Raw genomic sequence first — 22393 nt, 5'->3', positions numbered from 1 at the left:
CAGGGCCGGAGGTCATCGGGATCGGCTCCGACCGGCCCCGGATCAGTGTCCCGGGTCGGGCAGTGGAGCCGACCACACGAGTCGCGTGCCGCCGGAGGCCAGGCGCTCGATGCGCAGCGAACCGCCCGCTTCCCTGGCCCGCTCTTCCAGGTTGACCAGCCCGCTGCGCGCGACCGTCTCGGGCAGGCCGACGCCGTCGTCGCTGACGTCGATCACCAGGTCGTCGCCGACCGACGCGGTCACCGTGATGGTGGTGGCCGAGGCGTGCCGGACGGCGTTGCTCACGGCCTCGCGCACCACCGCCTCGCCGTGCTCGGCCAGTTCGTCGGAGACCACGTTGAGCGGGCCGGCCAGGCGGATGGTCGACTCCAGGCCGGTGTCGCCGATCAGCTCGTCCACCGCGTCACCCAGCCGCTGCCGCAGCCGGGAACCGCCCTGGGAACCCTCGTGCAGGTCGAAGATGGTGCTGCGGATCTCGCTGACGACGCTTTGCAGGTCCGAGGCCGTCTTGGCGAGCCGCCGCTGGACCTCGGGGGAACGCGCCCGCAGCTGCGTGCTCTGGACCGACAGCCCGATGGCGAACAGCCGCTGGATCACGTGATCGTGCAGTTCCCTGGCGATGCGGTCGCGATCCGACAGCACTTCCAGCTCGCGGAACCGCCGCTGGTCGTCGGCGAGCTGCAGCGCCAGCGCGGTCTGTTCGGAGAACGCGGCGACGAGCGGAAGGTGCTCCTCCTCGAACTGCGGCCTACCCTGTTTGCGCGCGGTCACCAGCACGCCCGACACCGCGTCCGCCGCCGCGCGCAGCGGCAGCACGAGCGCCGGGCCGAGCACGAAACCCTTGGCCGAGGCGGGATCGAACTCCAGCGCCGGAACCTGCAGCGGGGCCCGCTCGCGGTACACGGTGCCCGAGGTGGACTCCGCCACGGGCAGGGCCTGCCCGGTCAGGTCCTGGTGCTCGGGGCCCGCGCAGACCGTGATGACGAGCTCGGTGACCTCCTCCACGGGCTGCTCAGGGTCCTCTGGCCGGGCGATGAACGCGTAGTCGGCACCGGTGAGGCTCAGCGCGCGCTCGGCGATGAGGTCGAGCACCTCGGCGGGGTCGTCGGCGGCGAGCAGCGCCGCGCGGACCTCGCTGGTCGCCTCCTGCCAGCGTTGCCGCCGCTGGGACTGCTCGTAGAGGCGGGCGTTCTCGATCGCGATCCCGGCCGCGGCGGCGAGTGCCTGCACCACCACCTCGTCGTCCTCGGTGAATCCCTGTCCGCCCGCTTTCTCGGTGAGGTAGAGGTTTCCGAACACCTGGTCGCGCACGCGCACGGGTACGCCCAGGAACGTGCGCATCGGCGGGTGATGCTCGGGAAAACCCACGGACGACGGGTGGTTCGCCAGGACGTCCAGCCGGACCGGCTTCGGCTGCTCGATGAGCAACCCGAGCAGGCCGTGCCCGGCCGGCAGGTCGCCGATCAGGTTCCTGGTCTGCTCGTCGATGCCCTCGTAGATGAACTCCGCCAGTCCGGTTCCGTTCGGGTTGAGCACGCCGAGTGCGCCGTAGCGTGCGTCGACCAGGTCGATCGCGGCGTGCACGATGCGGCGCAGCGTGGTGTCGAGCTCCAGCCCGGACGCGACGGCCAGCATGGCCTCCAACAGGCCATCCATCTGGTCGCGGGCGTTGATCACCTCTTCGATCCGGTCCTGCACGCCTTTCAGCAGTTCGCGCAGGCGCAGCTGCGTCAGGGTGTCCCGCAACGGCGAGTCGCCCCCACCGCCCGGCGACGGTTGACTCTGCGTCATGTCACCGAGGGTGCCACCGATCACCCCGGATCTCCAGCTTACGGCGCTTTCCGCTTGCCGCGCAGCTCCGTGGCGAGCACCGCGGCCTGGGTGCGGCGCTCCACGCCGAGCTTGGTGAGCAGCCGGGAGACGTAGTTCTTCACGGTCTTCTCGGCGAGAAACATCCGTTCGGCTATCTGCCGGTTGGTGAGTCCCTCACCCACGAGCTCGAGCAGGGTCTGTTCACGCTCGGTGAGCGAATCGAGAGGGCCAGCAGGCTTCGCCTTCGCGCGCAGGCTCGCCATGAGCGTGGCCGCGGCGCGGTTGTCCAGGAGGGACTTGCCACTGCCGATGTCGCGCACCGCGGCGGCGAGCTGCAGGCCCTGGATGTCCTTGAGCACGTAGCCGCTGGCTCCGGCGAGGATGGCGTCGAGCATGGCGTCCTCGTCGCTGAACGACGTGAGCATCAGGCAGCGCAGCTCGGGCAGTTTCGAGCGCAGTTCCCGGCACAGCTCGATGCCGTTGCCGTCGGGCAGGCGTACGTCGAGCACGGCGACGTCGGGGCGCAGCGCCGGAATCCGGCCCAGCGCCTGTGTCGCGGTGCCCGCCTCGCCGACGACGGTGATCTCGGGGTCCCCTTCGAGAAGATCGGTGATGCCGCGGCGTACGACCTCGTGATCATCGACGAGGAAAACCTTGATCATCCGGCACCGTCCTGTGTCGTTCGTTCTGGCAGTCCGGTCCAGGGTACGAGTGGCTCCGGGTCGCCCGCATGGGCGAAGGTCACCAAGGTAGGGACCAAAGTCATCAGCTGCGGGCACGGGCCGCCGAAGGTCCCCCGCGTTGAGGACCTATGCAGGCAGCGCCAGGGCGCGCCCGGTCGTAGCGTGCTGGCTATGAAACCCCTACTCGACGACCGGCGGCTCGGCCTGCTGGTACTGGGGATGATCGTGGTGGTCGTGGCCGCGGTGGCCGTGGGCTTGTTCACGGCCACCGACGACGGGCGTCCGGCGGGAACGCCGTCGGCCGCGCAGCTCGCCGCCCTGCGCGAGGGCTGCCGGCAGTGGCAGGAGGAGGAGGACCCGCTGCCGGAGGGGCAGGCATGGTGCGCCGGCATGGAGACGTGGCTGACGGGGCGGATGCACGGCGGCGGCATGCAAGCGAGCCGGATGTGGGGCGACCCGGGTCGCCTGCGGGCGACGTGCCGCCAGTGGGTGGCGGAGCAACCGTCCGGCGCCGGCAATGGTGCCTGGCGATGTGATCGCATGGTCGACTGGATGGTTGCCCGGATGGGCGCCTGGAGCGGCCACGGCACGTGGCACGAGTGGATGGGGGACGGCTCGATGATGGGCGGGCGCTGGTGACGGCCTCCGTGGCAGCCGCGGAGACGGAGGACGGCGCGGGGCTGCTGGGCACCGCCGCCGCACACGCGACCGCGCGGGTCCCGGTCGCGGCGCCCGACGACGGCGTCGATGCCGTACTGTCAGGCCTGCGTGGGCAACGGTTCGACAGCGCGGCCGTGGTCGCCGTGTGCCGGGGCACGCGCCTCGCCGGGCTGGTGACGATCGAGCGGCTGCTGGCCGCCGACCGGGACGCCACGGTCGCCGCCGTGATGGACCCCGACCCGCCCGTCGTCGCACCCGGCACGCACCAGGAACGCGCGGCATGGGCGGCGCTGCACCACGGGGAACCCGGCCTCGCCGTGGTAGACGACGACGGCCGGTTCGTGGGGCTCATTCCGCCGCAGCGGCTGATGACCGTGCTGCTGACAGAGCACGACCAGGACCTCGCCAGGCTCGGCGGCTTCCTCGGCACCGCGTCGGCGGCCAGGCAGGCGAGCACCGAGCGGTTGCGAAAACGCCTGTGGCACCGCATTCCGTGGCTGCTCGTCGGGCTCGCCGGCGCGATGCTCTCCGCCGGGCTGGTGGGCGCGTTCGAGGACGCGCTCGAACGCCAGGTGCTGCTTGCGTTCTTCGTGCCGGCGGTGGTCTACCTCGCCGACGCCGTCGGGACGCAGACGGAGACGCTGGTGGTGCGCGGTCTCTCCGTCGGGGTACCGGTGGGGCGGGTGGCCGTCCGCGAGCTGGTGAGCGGGCTCGCGATCGGGTCGCTGCTGGCGCTGATCTCCTTCCCGCTCACGGTGTGGCTGTGGGGCGACGCCGACGTGGCACTGGCGGTGGGGCTGGCCCTGTTCGCCGCGTGCTCGATCGCGACGCTGGTCGCGATGGTGCTGCCGTGGGTGTTCTCCAGGCTCGGCGCCGACCCGGTGTACGGCTCCGGTCCACTCGCGACGGTCGTGCAGGACCTGCTGTCGATCGTCATCTACCTGTCCACCGCGACGCTGATCGTCGGCTGAGGCCGCGCGCTCAGCCGGCACCCGCCCCCGCTTTCCGCACGAGCTCGGCGAGACCGTCGGCGATGGCCTGTGCGAACAGGTCCGCTTCGGGCACGGCGTCGAGGTCGGCCGTGATCCCGAACGTCAGCCGATCGTGGTAGCTCAGGAACGCGATCCCGGTGCGCAGGCGGACCGCGATGGGCACGTACGGAATGATCTCCACGATCGGCCTGCCCAGCAGGTACAGCTGGTGCCGTGGGCCGGGCACGTTCGTGGTGACCGTGGTGATGCTGTGCTGCGGCAGGTGGGTGGCCGCCCGGATGCCCCACGAGATGGGACCCGGTGGCAACAACGAGCCCAGCGCGGTCGCCACGGTCGCTGTGTCCGCCTGGTGCGCGCCTTTGAGCGTGCTCATCGTCGTGTGAACCGCGTGCAGCCGTTCGACGGGGTCGGCCAGCTCCACCGGCAGCCTCGGCAGCATCCACGACAGGCGGTTGCCCGCTTCCCCGTCGCCCGCGTCGTGCAGGCTCACCGGGACGAGCGCGCGCACCGAGTTCGCCGTCGGCTCTACCCCGCGGCTGAGCAACAGCGTGCGGAAGGCGGCGGTGACCGCGGCCAGCGCGACGTCGTTCACCGTCGCGCCGTAGTGGGCGCCTGTCTCGTGCAGGTCGGTGAGCGAGGCGCTGACGGACGCGAAGCGCCGCTGGCTCACCAGCGGTCCCATCAACGACGACGGGGCCACCGGCAGCAGGCCGCGGGCGAAGGAGACCGTGCTGACGGCCAACCGCCTGGCCTGACCCACGAGACTGCCCGGCGACCGGAGGACCTTCACGATATCCCGCACGGCCGTGCCCCCGTTGTGGCGTGCGGCGGGCGGCTCCGCAGCGGGGTGCCCGGTGGCCGGAGAGTGGTCGCAGATGCTGTCCAGGAGCCTACTGCCGACCACGCCGTCCGCCATGCAGTGGTGCACCTTGGTGAGCAGCGCCCACCGGCGGCCCTCAAGGCCTTCGATCACCCAGCACTCCCACAACGGATGGTCCCGGTCGAGCCTGCGCGACATGATGTCGCCGACGATGTCGAATAGCGCCCGCCGGTCGCCGGGCGTGGGCACGGCGACCCGCTTGAGGTGGTGCGAGATGTCGAACCGGTGGTCGTCCACCCAGACGCGGGCGGTGCTCCAGCGCGCCCGCTCGACCCGCTGGCGGCTGCGGGGCAGCATCGTGGCCTTCGCCGCGAGCGCGGTGCCGATCTCCTCCCGGCCCGGTGCGGGGCCGTCGAGAATCGCGATCGAGGCGATCGCCATCGAGAGGTGCCGGTCCGCGTCCTCCGCGTCGAGGAAGGCGGTGTCGACGAGTCCGAGTCGGTCCATCGGAGGCTCCCCTGCGCCGTCGTCGTGCGCCAGCGGTTGCGGTATCGCGTTTCCCGACACTGCCATCGCCGGGGAGGGCCGGAGCAGGGCCGGAAGACCTCTGTGGAAGGGCAGGAAGGGCAGGAAGGGCAGGAAGGGCCGAGGTCATCACGACTGGGGGCTTTCGGCCCACGCCGTGAGGGGCGGGTCGCGGTCACGCTGGGTGGAGCGACCACGACTGGAGGAACCCATGACCGCTGCCGGCAACGCGCCCGTTCTCGTGGGCGTGGACGGGTCGGAATCGGCGCTGCGGGCCACGGCTTGGGCGGCGCGTGCGGCGGCTCTGCACCACGTGCCGCTGAAGATCGTGGCGGCACTGACTGTGGCCGCCCCGTACGGTGCGGGAGTCGGCCTGGCTCCCGGTTACTTCGACGGGCTGGAGGAGGAGGGCCGCCGCAGGCTCGCCGAGGCCGCCGACGTCGCCGCGAAGGCCGCGGCCGGCCTGGGCGAGCTGACCGTGACCACGGAATGCCTCCTCGGCGGCGCCATCCCGGTGCTGCGGGAGCAGGCAGCCCGCGCGCGGATGCTCGTGGTCGGCACGCGCGGCCTCGGTGAGTTCACCGGCACGTTCGTCGGTTCGGTGGCCATCGCACTCGTCTCGCACGGGCCGTGCCCCGTGGTCGTGGTGCGTGGCCGCACGCCGGGTGCGGAGCCGCCCGCCGAGGGGCCCGTGGTGGTCGGCGTGGACGGCTCGCCGTTGTCCGACGCCGCCGTGGCCGCGGCCTTCGAGGAGGCGTCCCTGCGGAACTGCCCGCTGGTCGCCGTGCACGCGTGGAGCGACGTGCCGCTCGTGAGCGCGTTCGGGTCGTTCGCCGACAACGCGCCTTGGGACGAGATAGAAACCGCGGAGCACGTGGTACTCGCCGAGCGGCTCGCCGGCTGGCGGGAACGGTACCCCGACGTCACCGTGAAACGGGTTGTCACCCGTGACCGGCCCGCCCACAGTCTGCTCCGCCTCGCGGAGCGGGCGCAGTTGGTGGTGGTCGGGACCAGGGGCCGGGGCGGCTTCAGCGGGCTGCTGCTCGGCTCGACGAGCAACGCGCTGGTCTACTCCGCGCCGTGCCCCGTGCTGATCGTGCGTGCCGCACCGGCCGGTGAGCGGCCACGAACCTCGACCAAGGAGAGAACATGACCGACACGGACACGATCGTCTCGGGTGTGGACGGTTCCGCCTCCGCACTGCACGCCGCGGCCTGGGCCGCCGCCGAGGCCGAGCGGCATGGCGCGCGGCTGCGGCTCGTCCACGCCTACCTGGTGCCCGACCACGGCTACCCGGGGTTCCTCGCCACGGCGCACGAGGTGCGGGAGGGGCTGCGCAAGCAGGGTGAAGGCTGGTTGCGGGAGGCGAAGGAGGCCGCAGAGAAGGCAGCGCCCGGTGTCGAGGTGGAGACCGCGCTGACGGAGAAGCTCGCGACCACCGCGCTGCTCGGCGAATCGCGCGGTGCCACACTGGTCGTGCTCGGCTCCCGCGGTTTGGGCGGCTTCAGTGGCCTGCCCATCGGGTCCGTGGCCGTGGCGCTGGCCGCCCACGGCGAGTGTCCGGTGATCGTGGTCCGGGGCAAGCGTCCCGACGACGTGCCGCCCACCGAGGGGCCGGTGGTGGTCGGCATCGACGAGTCCGAGGCGAGCAGGCTCGCCGTCGAATTCGCCTTCGCCGAGGCGGCGCGACGCCGCGTGCCGCTGGTGGCGGTGCACGTGTGGAACGACGTCACACTCGAGGCCACCGTGCGGATGTACCCGCTGACGATCGACCCCGCGGACGTCGACGCCCGGGAGGGCGCGATGCTGGAGGAGCAGCTCGCCGACTGCCGGCAACGCTACCCCGATGTCACGGTGGAGGCCGTCGTGGAGCGCGGGCGCCCGGTGCGGACGCTGCTCGAGCTCGGGGAGAGGGCGCAGCTGGTGGTGGTCGGCAGCCGGGGCCGGGGCGGGTTCACCGGCATGCTGCTCGGCTCGACGAGCCGGACGCTGGTCGTGCACGCGCCGTGCCCCGTCGCCGTCGTCCGTCCACAGTCGACCGGTAAGGACGTGGCGCCATGACCGTCATCTGGCTCATCGTGTGGCTCATCGCGGGCACCCCGGACGTGGCGTCCTGGGGGCCGTGGAACAACTGGGGTATCGCGCTGTTCGTGTGCCTGGCCATCGACCTGATCGGTTCGCTGGGTGCGGGTTCGCGACGTTCCCGCAGGCGTGCCTGAACCGCTCAGCTTCGGGCAGAGCCGGCCGGGAGGATCACCCGGCGCAGGACGTCCCGCCAGCTGACGATCCCCACCACCTGCCCGTCATCGCCGACGACGGGCAGGCACCGCTGCGCGCCCTCGAGCATCGTGGTGACGGCGTCGGCGACGGTCGCCTCCGTGTGCACGGAAGCCGCCGGTGTGCGCATCAGCCCGCCCGCGGTGGCCTCCTGCCGTACGTCCGGGCCGTACGGCGCGGCGGCCCGCCGGGCCTCACCGAGGAAGTACCCGACCACCTCCGGCTCGCCGACCAAGCCCGCCAGCCGGCCCCGGCGGTCGAGCACCGGCAGCGTGGTGAAGCCCTCGCGATGCAGCACCTCGGCGGTCTCCGCCGGGGTCGCCTCGGTCGTCACCGCGACCACGGGCCTGCTCATGATCTCGTGGATTCGCATGGTGCACGCCTCCCCTTCTCGTGATCCATGCTCGGCGGGCCGGTGAGCACGGGCCAGGGCACTAAGTCACCGGCGCGGTGACCAATGGCCGCAGCGGGGGGAATCCGGGGCTCCTACGTTCGAAGTGGACTGAATCGCACGAGGAGGAAGCCATGAGCACTGGGGACATCACCGACGGCCCGATCGTCGCCGGGACCGACGGATCGGAGCGCGGAACGGATGCCGTGCTCTGGGCCGCCGACATGGCTGCCCGGCGGAACCGGACGCTGCGGATCGTGCACGCGTTCAGCGCACTGGAGGGGTTCGGGACCGGGCTGCCGCCGAGCGCGGAGATCTACGAGACGATTGAGGCGGAGGCCGGGCGAGTGCTCGCCTCGTGCCACGACGTGGCCAAGGCAGTGGCTTCCGACCTCCGCATCGAGACCGCGAAACCCAGCAGTGAACCGATTCCTGCGCTGATTCGTGAGTCGCGCTCGGCGAGCATGGTGGTGCTGGGCGCGTCGGGCCGGGGCGGCTTCACCGGCATGCTCGCCGGATCCACCGCCGTCGGGGTCGCGAGCCACGCGCAGTGCCCGGTGGTGGTGCTCCGCAAGCACGAGGACGGCAGCGCCGCGCCCGCCGACGGTCCCGTGGTGGTCGGTGTCGACGGCAGCCCGGTCAGCGAGGAGGCGATCGGGGTCGCCTACCATGAGGCGTCGCTGCGTGGCGTGCCGCTGGTGGCGGTGAACGCGTGGCTGGACGTCGAGTACGACAGCGCGTTCAACCAGGCCCGCCTGTACTTCGAGGGTGGCCCGTACGAGGACGACCAGGAGCGGTTGCTCGCCGAGCGGCTCGCCGGCTGGCAGGAGAAGTACCCGGACGTGCACGTGGAACGTGTCGTGGTGCGCGACCGTCCCCGGCACCAGCTGCTTCAGCGGTCCGCCACGGCGTCACTGCTGGTCGTCGGCAGCCGGGGCCGCGGTGGTTTCAGTGGGCTGCTGCTCGGGTCGACGAGCCAGGCGCTGATCCACCACGCGCACTGCCCGGTCATGATCGTGCGACACGAGCGCGACGCGCACCGCGGCTGAGCCGCGGGCGACGGGCTCACGGGGTGTTCCGCCCCGTGAGCCCGTTTTCGTGTTGCCCTACGGGGCGTTCCACGTGAGCCCCCGCACGACGTCGCCGATGGGATGGCGCGGGGTCGCGGGGAGCGGGTCGGCGTTGATGGGTGCCCACCCGACGCGCAACAGCATCTGGGGCGCGCTCCCGTCGGTCACCCGGTCGCGCAGCAGCTCGCGGGTGGTCTGCACCTCCAGCGGCTCGGTCAGCGGGCAACAGGCGAGACCGAGCGAGGTGGCGGTGAGCAGCACGGCGCTGGTGGCCTCACCGGCCCGGAGGCGTGACAGCCGGTCGTCGGAGGCGGTGGCGAGCGCGAGCAGCACCGCCTCGTCGCCCTCCGCGGTCGCGCCCGGCGGCTGCACGAGGCGGGGGTCGGAGAACGCCCGGGTGGGCACGTCGCCGCTGACCTCGGGCGGCGGGGCGGAGATCGCCGGAACGCCCTCGGCGGAGCCGTGTCGCCCGCTCCAGGCCGCGAGCTCCGTCCGGTAGGCGGGGTCGTCGGCGTGCACGCGTGCCGCTTCGGAGAGGGCCCGCACCACATGGTGGCGCTCGGGCTCACCCCGGATCGCTTTCAGCACGGCTCCGTCCGCGGCGGCCTGCTCCGCCATCGTGGTGAGGTACTGGTCGGGGACGGGCCAGGAGCTGTACCGGCGCCGGTCGGTGCGGCGCCGGGGGATCGCGGCGGCGAGCGCGATCTCGTCGCTGCCCGGCTCCTGGCGGTGCAGTTCGAGCGCGGCCAGGTGGTCCGGCTCGGCGGGGTTGGGCATCCGGTGGACCTCGGTGCGCCACCCCAGCGCGGCGAACGCGACCCGCGCATGGTGCAGCGCGGCGCCACAGCTCAGAACCAGGTCCCGCTCATCGGGATCGGTCACGGAGAGCCTGCGCTGCGTATCCGGGTAGAGGTGCACGCTGCGGTCGCCGATCCGCCAGCGCCAGGGCTGGGAGTTGTGCACCGATGGAGCCCTCACGGCGAGCGCGAGGGCCGTGGTCACGGTGTAGTTGTCGGGAAACCATGCGGTCATGGGCCGACGATGGCAGGTGGCGCGGCGGCGGGGCAGTGCCGGAAGCCTCCGCTGCCGGGGACTTTCGTTCCTCGCCTGCCGGAACGTTCTCCGCGGAAATTCCGGAAGGCGGTGTCGGATCGGGGCGGTGCTGTTCGTAGCAGGGGTGAGGCCGCCCGCGACGGGGCGGCGCCGACGGTGAGGAAGCGCGACCATGAAGCTGACGACCATGACCCAGGTGACCATCGACGGAGTGATGCAGGGGAACGGCCACGCGTCGGACGAGGATCGCAGGAACGGATTCGAGCGCGGCGGGTGGGCCCGGGGCAAGGGTGACCACGAGACCCGCGCCCTCATCAACCAGACCTACCAGCGTGCCGACGCCTTCCTGTTCGGCAGGCGGACCTACGAGCTGTTCGCCGCCTCGTGGGGGTCCTTGACGGCCCAAGACGTCCCCGGCTGGGAACCCGTCGTGCGGGCCTTGAACACACGGCCCAAGTACGTGGCGTCGACCACCCTCACCGATCCGGGGTGGTCGGGCACCACCGCCCTGTCCGGCGATCTCGCAACCGCGGTCGCGGACCTGAAGGCCAAGCCGGGCGGCGAGCTGCAGGTGCACGGCAGCGGCGTCCTGACCCGGTGGCTGCTGGAGCACGAGCTGGTCGACGAGCTGACCCTGATCGTGATCCCGGTGATTCTCGGCCAGGGCGCGCGACTGTTCCCGGAGACCGGCGCGGACCTCGCGCTCGAGCTGCTCGAGTCGCGCGTCGACTCGAAGGGCGTGACGATCCAGGTCTTCCGGCCTGCCGGGCGCCCGCGGTACGCGCCGACGGAACGACCCGACCGCACCACCACCCGGTCTTGACACCACAGGAGAGGATTCTCAGATGCAGTATCTCGTTTCCGTGATCCACGACCAGTCCGGCCTCGCCACCCCGGACGAGCAGGCGGCGATCGACGTGTTCAATGACCGGCTCCAGGCCGAGGGCCACTGGGTCTTCGCGGCCGGTCTCGCCTCGCCCAGCGCGGCCACCGTCATCGACAACCGGGGTGGGGAGGCGCTGTTCACCGACGGGCCCTTCCTGGAATCGAAGGAATACCTCATCGGCTTCTGGATCATCGAGGCCCCCGACCTCGACGTGGCGCTGAAGCTCGCCGCCGAGGGATCGAAGGCCTGCAATCGGAAGGTCGAGGTCCGGCCGATTCTCGACGAATGAGTGCGGCCAGGGCCTTAGCGGCCGCCCCCTCGGCGACAGGAGCGGACCCGGACGAGGACGACTGGCGGCCCGCGCGCTCCGTCGCGCGCGGGATGGCCGCCTTCGTCCTCGGGCGAGGAGGTGTGTCATGGCGGTGATCGAGGATGTCCGCGCGCTGGGCTCGGAGCTCGAGCGCTCCTATCCGGTCTACGTGCGCGGCCGGTTGAAGTTCCGGGTCAAGCAGATCGTCTACGTCGCGTTCTCCCTCGACGAGACGGTGATGGAGTTCGCGTTCCCGAAGGAGGAGCGCGCCGCGCTCGTCGCCGGAGAGCCGGAGAAGTTCCGGCTGCCGTCGGAGTCGGACCTGCGGTTCAACTGGGTCCGCGCCGAGCTCGCCGCGCTGGATCCGGCCGAGGCCCGCGAGCTCGTCGTGGACGCGTGGCGGATGGTGGTCCCTCAAAGGGTCGCCCGCGCCTACGACCTCGCCCATCCCGGCGGTCCGGGGGGACGGTGCGAACCCGGCTGAGCAGGGGCCGGCGCCACTCGGGGGACTGGGCTGACACGATCCGATCCCGGCCGGCGCTCCGGCCGGGATCGGGCGCACCCGTTCAGAGCAGCCAGTGGTTGTGCTTGACCAGCTGGGCCCAGTAGCGGCCGGCACCCCAGGTGTTGCCCGCATAGACGGCGGCCAGCGCGATCAGCACGAGCGCGTAGATGATGTGGTAGTCGATGATCGGGTTGGTGGACATGGACGGCTCGCCCGCGTCGGTCGTGCGGTCCAGCGGCCATTCGGCGGCCCACATCAGCAGCATCATGGCGGTCCCGGTGGCGGCGGCGATGCGCAGGCCCGCGCCGAACACGAGCGCGAGCCCGATGCCAAGCAGCCCGACCATGAACAGCCAGTCGGCCCACGGCTCACCCGCCCATGAGCGCAGCGTCTCGGCCATCGGCCCCACGTGCACATTGCTGAGGAAGCCCTCGGTCGGCGAGCCGCCGTTGATCCACGCGCCCGAGGAGGGCGTGGCGTAGTTCCAGCCGAACGTCTTGTCGGCGAAGGCCCAGAGGAACGTCAGGCCGGTCGCGATCCGCAACACGGCGATGATGCGGGCGGCGGTGGGTGTCATGACGGCGCCGTGCGCGGGTGCCGTGGCCGCCGCCTCCGTGGCGGGAACCTGCATCGCGGCGATCGGCGTGGTCGGTTCGTGGATGGACATGGCGACTTCCCTTCACTGCGGATGGGACACAGCCTGCGCGGCTCGCGGGCTCGGCACTGGAGTCGAAGGGCACCGGTGCGGGTGACCAACGCGGGGCTTGTCGGCCCCCTCGCCGGGGCCGATGGTCCCTGGCCCGGGCCGCGGCGACGGACGACGGTGGGACACAGCACCCACGACACCGCGGAGGTGGCACGATGACCGCAGCACCCGCCCCGGCGCCGGCGACGGTCCGGTCGGTGATGACCGCGAAGCCGTACACGGTGAGGCCGGACGCCGAGTTCTCCGAGATCGCCAAGCTGCTGGCGGCGAAACGGATCAGCGGCGTCCCCGTGGTCGATCCCGACGGCAGGCCGGTCGGGGTGGTGACCGAGGCCGACCTGCTCTCGCGCGGTGACCACCCGGAGAGGCGTTTCCGGCGCCGCGCTCCGCACGGACACGCGCGCTGCGCCCGTGAGCTGATGAGTGCGCCGGTGCTCGCGGTGGACGCGAGCGACTCGGTGCTCACGGCCGCGCGCGAGCTGAGCCGCACCGGAGTCCGCCGACTGTGCGTTGTGGACGGTGAACGGCTCGTCGGTGTGTTGTCGCGGGCCGACCTGCTGCGCGGTTTCCTGCGCCACGACGAGGAGATCCGGCGCGACATCGTCGACGACGTCTTCGGACTGCGGCTCGGCGTTCCCGCCGGCTCGGTCGGCGTCGCCGTCGAGCGCGGTGTCGTGACGCTGCTCGGTCAGCTTCCGGCCAAGAGCGACGTCGAGCTGGCGACCACGCTCACCGAGCGCGTCTCCGGTGTGGTCGAGGTCCGCAACCGGCTCGACTACGTCTGGAACGACCGGCAGGGCCGCGAGCACCGGTGGATCCACCTGTGACCGCGCCCGTCCGGCAGGGCAGACGGTGCCTGCTTCCCGACGGGATGGTGGTGCTGCTGCGGCCGCTCACGGAAAAGGACGCGCCCGCCGTGCGGGCACTGCACGAGGCACTCGACGACCACGACCGCTACCTGCGGTTCTTCGGCGCGGCCCCAGGCGATCTGGCCGCGCTGGCCGAGCGGATGAGCACGGAGCCGGACCCCACGCGCGCCGCGATGGGCGCGTTCCTGCACGGCCGCCTGATCGGCGTCGGCAGCTACGAGGTGCAGCCGGAGAGGCGAGAGGGCGAGCTGGCCCTGGCCGTGAGCCGCGAGGCACAGCAGGGCGGGGTGGGAACCCTGCTGCTGGAGGACCTCGTGTCGATCGCGCGCGGACAGGGACTCGAGCGGTTGGTCGCCGTGGTGCTCGCCGAGAACACTCGCATGCTCGGTGTGCTGCGTGATCTCGGACTGCCGCTGTCGTACGGGGAATACGGATCGGAGCGGGAGGTGACCATCACCCTCGACCCGGTCGAGCGCTACCTCGACGCACTGGCCGCAAGGGAGGGCGTCGCGGATGTCGCCAGCCTCCGGCACGTGCTGCGGCCCCGGTCGGTGGTGGTGGTCGGCGCGAGCAGGCGCGCCGACGCGGTGGGGCACGCGGTGCTCGCCAACATTCTGGCCGCGGGGTTCACCGGCGAGGTCCACGCCGTCAACCGCAACGCCGGGTCGGTGCTCGGGATCCCATGCCACCCCTCGGTCGCCGACCTGCCCGTGACACCCGAGCTGGCCGCCGTGTGCGTCACCGCGCGCGACGTACCCGCCGTGGTCGAGGACTGCGGCAGGCGCGGAGTCGGGGCCGTCGTGGTCGTCACCTCGGGGCTGAGCGACGCAGAGGCCGAACGGACCCGGGCCGCGGTGCGTGAGCACGGGCTGCGGCTCGTGGGGCCCAACTGCCTCGGCGTCGCCAACACGGAACCCGGCGTACGGCTGAACGCGACGTTCCTGCGCCGCCCCGCCGCGCCGGGGGACATCGGGCTCATGACGCAGTCCGGCGGCATCGCCATCGCGCTCGCCGAGCGGCTCGACGCCGTGGGCCTCGGCCTGTCCACAATGGTCTCGGCGGGGGACAAGTACGACGTCAGCGGCAATGACCTGTTGCAGTGGTGGCGGCACGACCCGCGCACCGCCGCCGCGGTGCTCTACCTCGAGTCCTTCGGCAATCCCCGCAAGTTCGGGCGCCTCGCGCGCGCACTCGCGCGGGAGAAGCCGGTGCTGGCCGTGCGCGTCGGGAGCAGCCCGGCCGCGCAGCGGGCCGCCGCGTCGCACACCGCGGCCACGGCGACGCCCGCCGTCAACCGGGACGCGCTGTTCGAGCAGGCGGGAGTCATCGCGGTCGACACTGTGAGCGAGCTGGTGAACGTGCTCGCCGCGCTGCGCTGGCAGGGGCTCCCGCCCGGCAACCGCGTGGCCGTGCTGAGCAACGCAGGGGGCACCGGGGTGCTGGCCGCCGACGCGTGCGCGCGGCACGGTCTCGTCCTGCCCGAGCTGGAGGAGACGACACGCACCCGGCTGCGGCTGCTGCTGCCCGCTCAGGCCGGTGTGGGCAATCCGGTGGACACTACCGCTGCCGTGCCCGCGCCGGTCTTCGGTGCCTGCCTGGACGCACTGGTCGAGGACGATGGGGTGGACGCGGTGATCGTGGCCACGCTGCCCACCGCCGTGGGCGACCCTGCCGCCGCACTGAGCGAGCGGGTGAGCCTGCGAGGCAAGCCCGTGCTCGTGGTGCGGCCGGACAGGCTCGCGGAGGTCGAGCCGCTGCTGCCGGGCCCCGGCGGGCCGGGGACCGCGAGCTACGCCGACCCGGAGGACGCCGCGCAGGCGCTGGGCCGGCTCGCCCGGTACGCCCGGTGGCTGCGCGAGCAGAAGGCTCCCGGCGTGGCGCCGCCCCGGCTGGACGTGGCGGGTGCGCGTGAGCTCGTGGCGGCCGAGCTCGCGGTGCGGGGCGAGGGCGGCTGGCTCGACGCAGAGGCCATCGCGAGGCTGCTCGGCTGCGCCGGGATCGCGCTCGCCCGTTCGGAGTTCGCGGCCGACGCACACACGGCCAGCGATCTCGCCTCGGCGGCGGGCTATCCGGTCGCGGTCAAGGCGGTCGCCGAGGGGCTGCTGCACAAGAGCGCGGGCGGGGGAGTGGTGCTCGGCGTCCGCGATCGCGCGGGCGTCGATGAGGCCGTCGAGGGCTTCCGCGCCCGGTTCGGCTCCGCGCTGCGTGGTGTGCTCGTGCAGCGCATGGTGCCGCACGGCACGGAGCTGCTCGCCGGCATCGCGGGTGACGAGGTGTTCGGCCCGCTCGTGGTGTTCGGCCTCGGGGGCGTCGACACGGACCTGGTGAACGACCGCGCGGCCCGGCTGGCTCCGCTGAGCGAGACCGAGGCCGGCAGGCTCGTCGCCGGGTTGCGCAGCTCGCCCGCGCTCGCCCGGCAGGTACCGCTCGATGCGGTGCGGGGTGTGCTGCTGCGGCTCGGTCTGCTGGCCGACGCGGTGCCCGAGATCGCCGAGCTGGACCTCAACCCGCTGGTCGTCTCGGACAGCTCCGCCCTCGCGCTCGACAGCCGGGTCCGGCTGCGGCCCCGTTCCGGGGAGGACCCGTTCCTGCGCCATCTCCGGCACTGACAATCCACAGTGGATGGTCGCAGGAGGCCGGGGGCGATGGGCCCGGCAACGAAGGACCAACGGCTCTCCAGCCGGTACCCGCCCGGCGCGGATGCTGGACGCGAACCGGCTTCGAGGGAGGCGATGGTCGTGGAGACCGTAGAGCGCGTGTCGTGGACGGAACGGCTGCTCCGGCGGATCTGGCCGGGCCGGAGCCCCCTCGCCCGGGGCTGGGACCGGCTGGAGGGCGGGGTGCTGTTCCTGGCGATCCTGACACCGTTGGTGGTGCTGCCGTTCGCGGCCGCGGCGGGGTCGGAGACCTATGCCAGTGACGAGCGGGCCGCCGCCGTCCAGGCCCGCGAACGGCATAGGGCCGAGGCCACGCTCGTCGCCGACGCCCCGCCCGCACCGCTGTCGGCGCACGGCGGCGCCAGCAGGGACGAGACCGCGGTCAAGGCGGAGTGGCTGCTGCCCGACGGCACGCGGCGAACCGGGACGGTCCGCGCCGAAGCGGGGTCTCCCACGGGAAGCGCGGTCCATGTCTGGCTCGACCAGCGCGGCAACCTCACGCGCCCGCCGCTGACGGCGACCACCGCCGTCTGGGACGGCATCGCCGTCGCGGTGAGCCTGTGGCTGGGCACGGTGGTCGCGTGCGCGGGCGGGTACTGGCTCGTGCGCAGGGCGATCGACCGCCGCCGCTTCGCGCAGTGGGAACGGGAATGGGCGGACATCGATCCGCAGCCCCGGCGATGAGCGGTGACGCGGCACGCGGGCCGACGCCGGTTTCGACGACACGATCGTCCGGTGAGATCGCCGCGGGGGAGGCGCACACACTGTCCGTGGACGAGGTCGCCTCGGCACTCACCACGGCCCCCGGCCGGGGGCTGGGGGACGCCGAGGCGGCCGAGCGGCTCGCCGCGTCCGGCCCGAATAGCCTGGCCGTCACCGGCGGGCCGGGCGTGGTGCGCAGGCTCATCGGCCAGCTGCACAACCCGCTCATCTACGTGCTGCTCGTCGCCGCCGCCGTGTCGGCGGCGCTCGGCGAGGGCGTCGACGCCGTCGTGATCGGCGGCGTCGTCGTGGTGAACATGCTCGTGGGCTACGTGCAGGAGTCGCGTGCCCAGCGGGCGCTCGAGGCGCTGAGCCGCATCGTCCCCACGGAGACGACAGTGGTGCGCGCGGGCGTCGCCCGCCGTCTTCCCGTGGAGGATCTCGTGCCAGGCGACCTGGTGCGCCTCACCGCGGGAGATCGCGTGCCGGCTGACGGCAGGATCGCCGACGCCCGGCTGCTGGAAGCCGACGAGTCGGCGCTCACCGGTGAGTCCGAACCGGCGGCGAAGCACACCGATCGCCTCCCTTCCGGGACGCTGCTCGCCGACCGGGCGAACATGCTCTACTCCGGCACGGTGGTGGCAAGGGGCTCCGGCGAACTCCTCGTCACCGCGACCGGCACCAGGACCCAGCTCGGGGAGATCCAGCGGCTGGTCGCCGCGACCGAACCCGAGGCCACGCCGTTGACCCGGAAACTCGCGCGCTTCGCCCGCTGGCTGACGCTCGCGATCGTCGTCGTGGCGGCGCTGACGTTCGGCGTCGGGCTCGCCAGAGGGCTGCCCGTCGCCGACATGTTCACGGCCGCGGTGGCGCTCGCCGTCGGCGCGATCCCGGAGGGCCTGCCCGCCGCGGTGTCGATCGTGCTCGCGATCGGCGTGGTGCGCATGTCACGGCGCAAGGCGGTCGTGCGTCACCTGCCCGCTGTCGAGACGCTCGGCAGCACCACCGTGATCTGCACCGACAAGACCGGCACGCTCACCGAGAACCGGATGACGGTCACCGCGCTCGCCGCGGGCAGCAGGGGCCCCGTGCTGGGAGTGCGCGAGGCCGGTGCGGCTCAGGACGAGGCGCTGCGCCAGACACTGCTCGCGGGCGTGCTCTGCAACGACGCCGAACCCCGGGGGACAGCGGACGGCCGGCGGGTGGCCGCCGGAGACCCGACCGAGACGGCGCTCCACCGTTCGGCGGCCGGCGCCGGGCTCGATCCCGTGGCGCTCCGGGACCGGCATCTCCGGTGGGATGTGCTGCCGTTCACCTCGGAGCGGCGACTGATGGGAACGGTGCACACCGGCAACGTCGGTTATGTGAAGGGCGCGGTCGAGGAGGTCCTCGCTCGCTGCGGGTCCGAGCTGGACGCGCGCGGGCTTCGCGCCCCGGTCGACCGCGTCTCGGCCCGGCACCTGCACGGTGCGCTCGTCGACAGGGGACTCCGGGTGCTCGCGTTCGCGCGTATCGAGCCGGGGACCGGTTCGGTGGCCGAGCGCATCGAGCGCGGCGATCTGACGCTGCTGGGTTTCCAGGCCATGCAGGATCCGCCGCGCGAGGATGCCGCCGCGGCCGTGCGCGCGTGCCACGACGCGGGTATCGAGGTCAAGATGATCACCGGCGATCACGCCGGGACCGCGCGGTCGGTGGGTGCGGCCGTCTCGGTGGTCGAGGCGGGGCCTGGGATTCCGGTGCTCACCGGGGCCGACCTGGAGCGGCTCCACGGCGACCGGCTCGACGCGGCGGTCGGCAGGACCGCCCTGTTCGCCCGGGTTTCCCCCGAGCAGAAGCTGCGGCTCGTGCGCTCACTGTTGCGGCAGGGGCATGTGGTGGCCATGACGGGCGACGGCGTGAACGACGCACCGGCGCTGCGACAGGCGGATATCGGTGTGGCCATGGGGCGGGGTGGCACCGATGCCGCGCGTCAGGCCGCGGACATGGTGCTCGTCGACGACCGGTTCGCCTCCATCGAGTCCGCCGTCGAAGAGGGACGGGGGGTCTTCGACAACCTGCGCAAGTTCCTCGCCTGGACCCTGCCGACCAACGTCGGCGAAGGACTGGTCGTGGTCGCCGCCGTGCTCGCCGGCGTGGGGCTGCCGATTCTGCCGGTGCAGATCCTGTGGATCAACATGACCACGGCCGTGCTCCTCGGCCTCACGATGGCCTTCGAACCCAGGGAACCGGGAATCATGAGCCGGCCGCCAAGGCCACCGCGGCAGCCGCTGCTCACAGCCGGGTTGCTGCGCCGGATCTGCCTCGTGTCGGCGCTGTTGCTCGGCGCCGCCTTTCTCACCTACGAATGGGAACTGGGTGCCGGGGCTTCTCCCGACGAGGCGAGGACGTCCGCGGTCGCGGTGTTCGTGGCCGTGCAGATCGCCTATCTGATCAGCTGCCGCACACTCGACGCGACGGTGCTCACCACAAGGCTGGGCCGCAATCCGGTGCTGGTGCCCTCGGTCGCCGCGATGGTGGGACTGCAGCTGCTGTTCACCTACCTGCCGGGAATGAACGTTCTCTTCGGCACGGCTCCGATCGGGATCGCCGCCTGGCTCCGCGCGCTGGGCATCGCCGCGCTCGCGTTCGCCGTGGTCGAGGCCGACAAGCTCCTCTGGGCGGTGCTGCGCCGTCGCTGAGCCGATCCTCACGAACTACCCCGGCCTGCCGTCCCGACGGGGCGCCTCTCCGGGGTCCCGGCAGGGGCGCCGGTGGCAGGCCGGGCCCGCAGCCACAGCCGCCACAGCTCGTCGGCGCCCCACACGAGCACCGGGAACGCCGCGAGCAGCGCGAGCTGTTCCAGCGGCGGCAGTGCGGTGCCGAAGACGTCCTGCAGCGCGGGGACGGTGACCACGGCCGCCGCGAACACCACCTCGAAGGCGATCCCCCACAGCAGCAGCCGGTTGCTCCACGGCCCGATCGTGCGCAGGGACGCGTGCTGGGTGCGGGAGGCGAACGCCGTCCCGATCTGACACGCGACGATGCCGAGGAACGTCATCGTGGTGGCCTGCTCCCAGACCCCGTGCAATGGTGCGCCCGCGTCGACTGGATCGCCGGGGGTCCAGCCGCCCGCCACGAGGGTGAGGAAGAAGCCCGCGAGCACCAGCACGGCGGAGACCCCGCCCAGCAGGCCCCATGCCCTTCCGAGCATCCGGGCGTTGATGACGTTCTCGGTACGGCGCCGGGGTGGCCGGTTCATCAGGCCCGGCTCGGCGGGCTCCCGGCCGAGGGCCAGCGCGGGCAGGGTCTCGGTGCCGAGGTCGATCGCGAGGATCTGCAGCACCGTCAGTGGTAGCGGGATCTGCCCGCCAGACAGGGCGAACAGCAGGAAGGGGAGGACCTCCGGGGTCGCGTGGGCGAAGATGTAGACAATGAACTTGCGGACGTTGTCGTAGACGCGCCTGCCGGCCTGGACCGCGGTGACGATCGTGGCGAAGTTGTCGTCGGTGAGGACCATCGTCGACGCCTCGCGGGCCACGTCGGTGCCCGCGACGCCCATCGCCACACCGATGTCGGCACGGCGCAACGCCGGTGCGTCGTTCACGCCGTCGCCGGTCATCGCGACCACGTTGCCCTGCTCCCGTAGCGCGTCCGCGATGCGTAGCTTCACCTCGGGGGAACTGCGCGCGAAGATCAGTTCCTTCCCTCCGGCCAGCAGGGCGTCGAGCTCCGCTTCGGGCATCGCCTCCAGCTCCGCACCGGTGATCACCGGCGTTTGCTCGGTCGCGATCCCGACCTGTCTGGCAACCTCGCGGGCCGTGAGGCCGTGGTCGCCGGTCACCACGATGAGCCGGATGCCCGCGGTGTGGCAGCGGGCCACCGCGTCGGCGACCTCCGGCCTCGGCGGGTCGAAGATCGCGACCACGCCGAGTAGCGTCAGGTCGCGTTCGGCGTCCTCCCTCCTGGTGGGCACGTCCTCGCCCGCCGCGAGCTCGCGCCGCGCCACCGCGAGCAGCCGCAGCCCACGGTGGGCGTAGCCGGAGACGACCTCAGAAACCGCCGCGCGGTCGACGGCGTCCAGGGGCTTCGAGGTGCCGTCTGGTGCGACGATCTGGGTGACCCGCGCCAGCACGGCCTCCGGCGCGCCCTTGACGTTGACGACCCGCCGGTGTGCCGAGCTGTCTACTGTGGACATGATGCGGAGCGCGGGGTCAAAGTGGAACTGCCGTATGCGGTCGCGATCACGCCGCGTCGGCGAGGTGCCCGCACCGAGCGCCGCGGCGGCGCGCAGCAGCGCCACCTCGGTCGGATCGCCGGTCGCGTGCTCGGGATCGCCCGGGTCGAGCTCGGCGTTGTTGCACGCCGTGACGGAGGCGGCCAGTGCGGTCACGGCGGGGGAGTGCGGGAGTGCCGGGTCCGGGCTCCCCGCTCCCGCCGGAGTCCACAGCTCGGTGACGCGCATGTGGTTCTGCGTCAGGGTGCCGGTCTTGTCCGTGCAGATCACCGTGGTGGAGCCCAGGGTCTCGACGGCGGAGAGCCGTTTCACCACCGCCCCGCCGCGCGCCAGCACCCGCACGCCCACGGCCAGCGCCAGCGTGATCGTGGGCAGCAGACCCTCCGGGACGTTCGCGACGAGCAGGCCGATGGCGAAGTTGAACGCGTCACCGAGCGGCAGCCCAGCCACGAGCGCACCGAGCGGAAGGAACGCCGTGCCGACACCGACGGCGACCGCGGCGATGAGCCACGCGACCCGCTTCACTTGCCGTTCCAGCGGACTTTCGTCGTGTCCGACGCGCTGGGACAGCGCCGCGATCTTGCCGAGTTCGGTTCGCATGCCGGTGGCGAACACCACCGCCCGTGCCTCGCCGCCGGTGCAGCTGGTGCCGCTGAACACGACATCGCGGGCGTCCAGCAGGGATCCGGTGACGTCTGTCAGCTCCGCCGAGCGGTACGCGGGCATCGACTCGCCGGTCAGGGCCGACATGTCCACCTCGACCTCACCGTCGAGGAGTCGCGCGTCGGCGGAGACGCGGTCGCCCTCATCGATGATCAGCACGTCACCGGGTACGAGGTCGCGGGCCTCGACGAGGACGCGCGTGTCGTCCCTCAGCACGGTGGCCTTCGCGGGCAGGTAGGCGGCCAGCGCCTCGACGGCTTGCTCCGCCTGCCGTTCCTGCGCGAACGCCAGCGCCGCGTTGAGTACGATCACGGCCACGATGGCGATCCCGAGCGGCGTGGTGCCCGCCACGAAGGCGAGCGCGGCCGCGAGCCATAGCAGCAGGGCCAGTGGGTGGGTCAGCTGCCGGAGCAGCTGCCTCGGCCACTCCCGGCCACGGTGCCGGACCAGCTCATTCGGGCCGTAGACCACCAGCCGTCTGGCGGCCTCCCTTCCCGGCAGGCCGCTCGGCTTGGTCCGCAGGTCCCGCAAGAGCAGTGACGCGGGTTCGCGGGGATCGGTCGTGCGTGCGTCCTCATCCAGCTCCGGCACCATCCGTC

Annotated in this window: 20 protein-coding genes; 13 read left to right on the top strand and 7 right to left on the bottom strand. The window is 72.5% G+C overall.

Features of this window, described 5'->3' with window-relative positions:
- Positions 1-42: 42 nt before the first annotated feature.
- Positions 43-1791, bottom strand: a complete 1749-nt coding sequence (locus BA062_RS14490) for a sensor histidine kinase (RefSeq protein ID WP_110337361.1) — start codon at positions 1789-1791, stop codon at positions 43-45.
- Between the two features lie 38 nt (positions 1792-1829).
- Positions 1830-2474: a response regulator gene (locus tag BA062_RS14485; RefSeq protein ID WP_110336557.1), complete on the bottom strand. Its 645-nt coding sequence runs from the start codon at positions 2472-2474 to the stop codon at positions 1830-1832.
- Positions 2475-2666: 192 nt separating this feature from the next.
- Between BA062_RS14485 and BA062_RS14480 the strand changes: the two genes are divergently transcribed.
- On the top strand, positions 2667-3134 hold the full coding sequence (locus BA062_RS14480; protein WP_110336556.1) for a hypothetical protein: 468 nt from the start codon (positions 2667-2669) through the stop codon (positions 3132-3134).
- 8 nt (positions 3135-3142) lie between these two features.
- Positions 3143-4126, top strand: a complete 984-nt coding sequence (locus tag BA062_RS14475) for a magnesium transporter (RefSeq protein ID WP_245959819.1) — start codon at positions 3143-3145, stop codon at positions 4124-4126.
- A gap of 10 nt (positions 4127-4136) precedes the next feature.
- On the opposite strand, the gene BA062_RS14470 is transcribed toward BA062_RS14475, so the two are convergent.
- On the bottom strand, positions 4137-5474 hold the full coding sequence (locus BA062_RS14470; protein ID WP_110336555.1) for a WS/DGAT/MGAT family O-acyltransferase: 1338 nt from the start codon (positions 5472-5474) through the stop codon (positions 4137-4139).
- 229 nt (positions 5475-5703) lie between these two features.
- On the opposite strand from BA062_RS14470, the gene BA062_RS14465 reads away from it, so the two are divergent.
- The 3 genes from BA062_RS14465 to BA062_RS39830 are packed head-to-tail and all read left to right on the top strand — an operon-like array spanning position 5704 to position 7711.
- A complete protein-coding gene (locus BA062_RS14465; protein WP_110336554.1) occupies positions 5704-6645 on the top strand; it encodes a universal stress protein in 942 nt (313 codons plus the stop codon).
- On the top strand, positions 6642-7553 hold the full coding sequence (locus BA062_RS14460; protein WP_110336553.1) for a universal stress protein: 912 nt from the start codon (positions 6642-6644) through the stop codon (positions 7551-7553). Before BA062_RS14465 ends, BA062_RS14460 begins: the two co-directional genes overlap by 4 nt.
- On the top strand, positions 7550-7711 hold the full coding sequence (locus BA062_RS39830; RefSeq protein ID WP_168213951.1) for a hypothetical protein: 162 nt from the start codon (positions 7550-7552) through the stop codon (positions 7709-7711). Before BA062_RS14460 ends, BA062_RS39830 begins: the two co-directional genes overlap by 4 nt.
- A 5-nt stretch (positions 7712-7716) precedes the next feature.
- On the opposite strand, the gene BA062_RS14455 is transcribed toward BA062_RS39830, so the two are convergent.
- Positions 7717-8142 carry a CBS domain-containing protein gene (locus BA062_RS14455; protein ID WP_110336552.1) on the bottom strand — a complete coding sequence of 142 codons (426 nt, stop codon included), beginning with the start codon at positions 8140-8142 and terminating at the stop codon, positions 7717-7719.
- A 152-nt stretch (positions 8143-8294) separates the two neighbouring features.
- Between BA062_RS14455 and BA062_RS14450 the strand changes: the two genes are divergently transcribed.
- Positions 8295-9209 carry a universal stress protein gene (locus tag BA062_RS14450; RefSeq protein WP_110336551.1) on the top strand — a complete coding sequence of 305 codons (915 nt, stop codon included), beginning with the start codon at positions 8295-8297 and terminating at the stop codon, positions 9207-9209.
- Positions 9210-9266: 57 nt separating this feature from the next.
- Here BA062_RS14450 and BA062_RS14445 read toward each other — a convergent pair whose 3' ends face one another.
- Entirely contained in the window at positions 9267-10262 is a 996-nt protein-coding gene (locus tag BA062_RS14445; protein ID WP_110336550.1) for an Acg family FMN-binding oxidoreductase, read from the bottom strand.
- Positions 10263-10455: 193 nt separating this feature from the next.
- Between BA062_RS14445 and BA062_RS14440 the strand changes: the two genes are divergently transcribed.
- The 3 genes from BA062_RS14440 (at position 10456) to BA062_RS14430 (ending at position 11963) form a co-directional block, all read left to right on the top strand.
- Complete coding sequence (locus BA062_RS14440) at positions 10456-11106, top strand: dihydrofolate reductase family protein (protein WP_110336549.1); 651 nt, start codon at positions 10456-10458, stop codon at positions 11104-11106.
- 22 nt (positions 11107-11128) lie between these two features.
- Entirely contained in the window at positions 11129-11458 is a 330-nt protein-coding gene (locus BA062_RS14435) for a YciI family protein (protein ID WP_110336548.1), read from the top strand.
- A 127-nt stretch (positions 11459-11585) separates the two neighbouring features.
- Complete coding sequence (locus BA062_RS14430; RefSeq protein WP_110336547.1) at positions 11586-11963, top strand: MmcQ/YjbR family DNA-binding protein; 378 nt, start codon at positions 11586-11588, stop codon at positions 11961-11963.
- Positions 11964-12045: 82 nt separating this feature from the next.
- Here BA062_RS14430 and BA062_RS14425 read toward each other — a convergent pair whose 3' ends face one another.
- Positions 12046-12651 carry a DoxX family membrane protein gene (locus BA062_RS14425; protein ID WP_110336546.1) on the bottom strand — a complete coding sequence of 202 codons (606 nt, stop codon included), beginning with the start codon at positions 12649-12651 and terminating at the stop codon, positions 12046-12048.
- A 194-nt stretch (positions 12652-12845) separates the two neighbouring features.
- Between BA062_RS14425 and BA062_RS14420 the strand changes: the two genes are divergently transcribed.
- From BA062_RS14420 to BA062_RS14405, 4 genes are all read left to right on the top strand, one after another.
- Positions 12846-13517 (top strand): CBS domain-containing protein, encoded by a 672-nt coding sequence (locus tag BA062_RS14420; RefSeq protein WP_110336545.1) that lies wholly within the window; start codon positions 12846-12848, stop codon positions 13515-13517.
- Positions 13514-16168, top strand: a complete 2655-nt coding sequence (locus tag BA062_RS14415) for a bifunctional acetate--CoA ligase family protein/GNAT family N-acetyltransferase (protein WP_342768910.1) — start codon at positions 13514-13516, stop codon at positions 16166-16168. The genes BA062_RS14420 and BA062_RS14415 overlap by 4 nt, the downstream gene beginning before the upstream one ends.
- A 129-nt stretch (positions 16169-16297) precedes the next feature.
- The gene (locus tag BA062_RS39825) at positions 16298-16900 is read left to right on the top strand and encodes an Rv1733c family protein (protein WP_168213950.1); all 603 of its coding nucleotides are present in this window, start codon (positions 16298-16300) and stop codon (positions 16898-16900) included.
- Complete coding sequence (locus tag BA062_RS14405; protein WP_110336543.1) at positions 16897-19596, top strand: cation-translocating P-type ATPase; 2700 nt, start codon at positions 16897-16899, stop codon at positions 19594-19596. Before BA062_RS39825 ends, BA062_RS14405 begins: the two co-directional genes overlap by 4 nt.
- 8 nt (positions 19597-19604) lie before the next feature.
- Here BA062_RS14405 and BA062_RS14400 read toward each other — a convergent pair whose 3' ends face one another.
- The gene (locus BA062_RS14400; RefSeq protein WP_110336542.1) at positions 19605-22388 is read right to left on the bottom strand and encodes a cation-translocating P-type ATPase; all 2784 of its coding nucleotides are present in this window, start codon (positions 22386-22388) and stop codon (positions 19605-19607) included.
- Positions 22389-22393: the final 5 nt, after the last annotated feature.

The organism is Prauserella flavalba (genome assembly GCF_003202235.1).
Classification (GTDB): Bacteria; Actinomycetota; Actinomycetes; order Mycobacteriales; family Pseudonocardiaceae; genus Prauserella_A; species Prauserella_A flavalba.
Note: the sequence above shows the minus strand (reverse complement) of the source record. Positions and strands in the feature narration are given on the sequence as shown.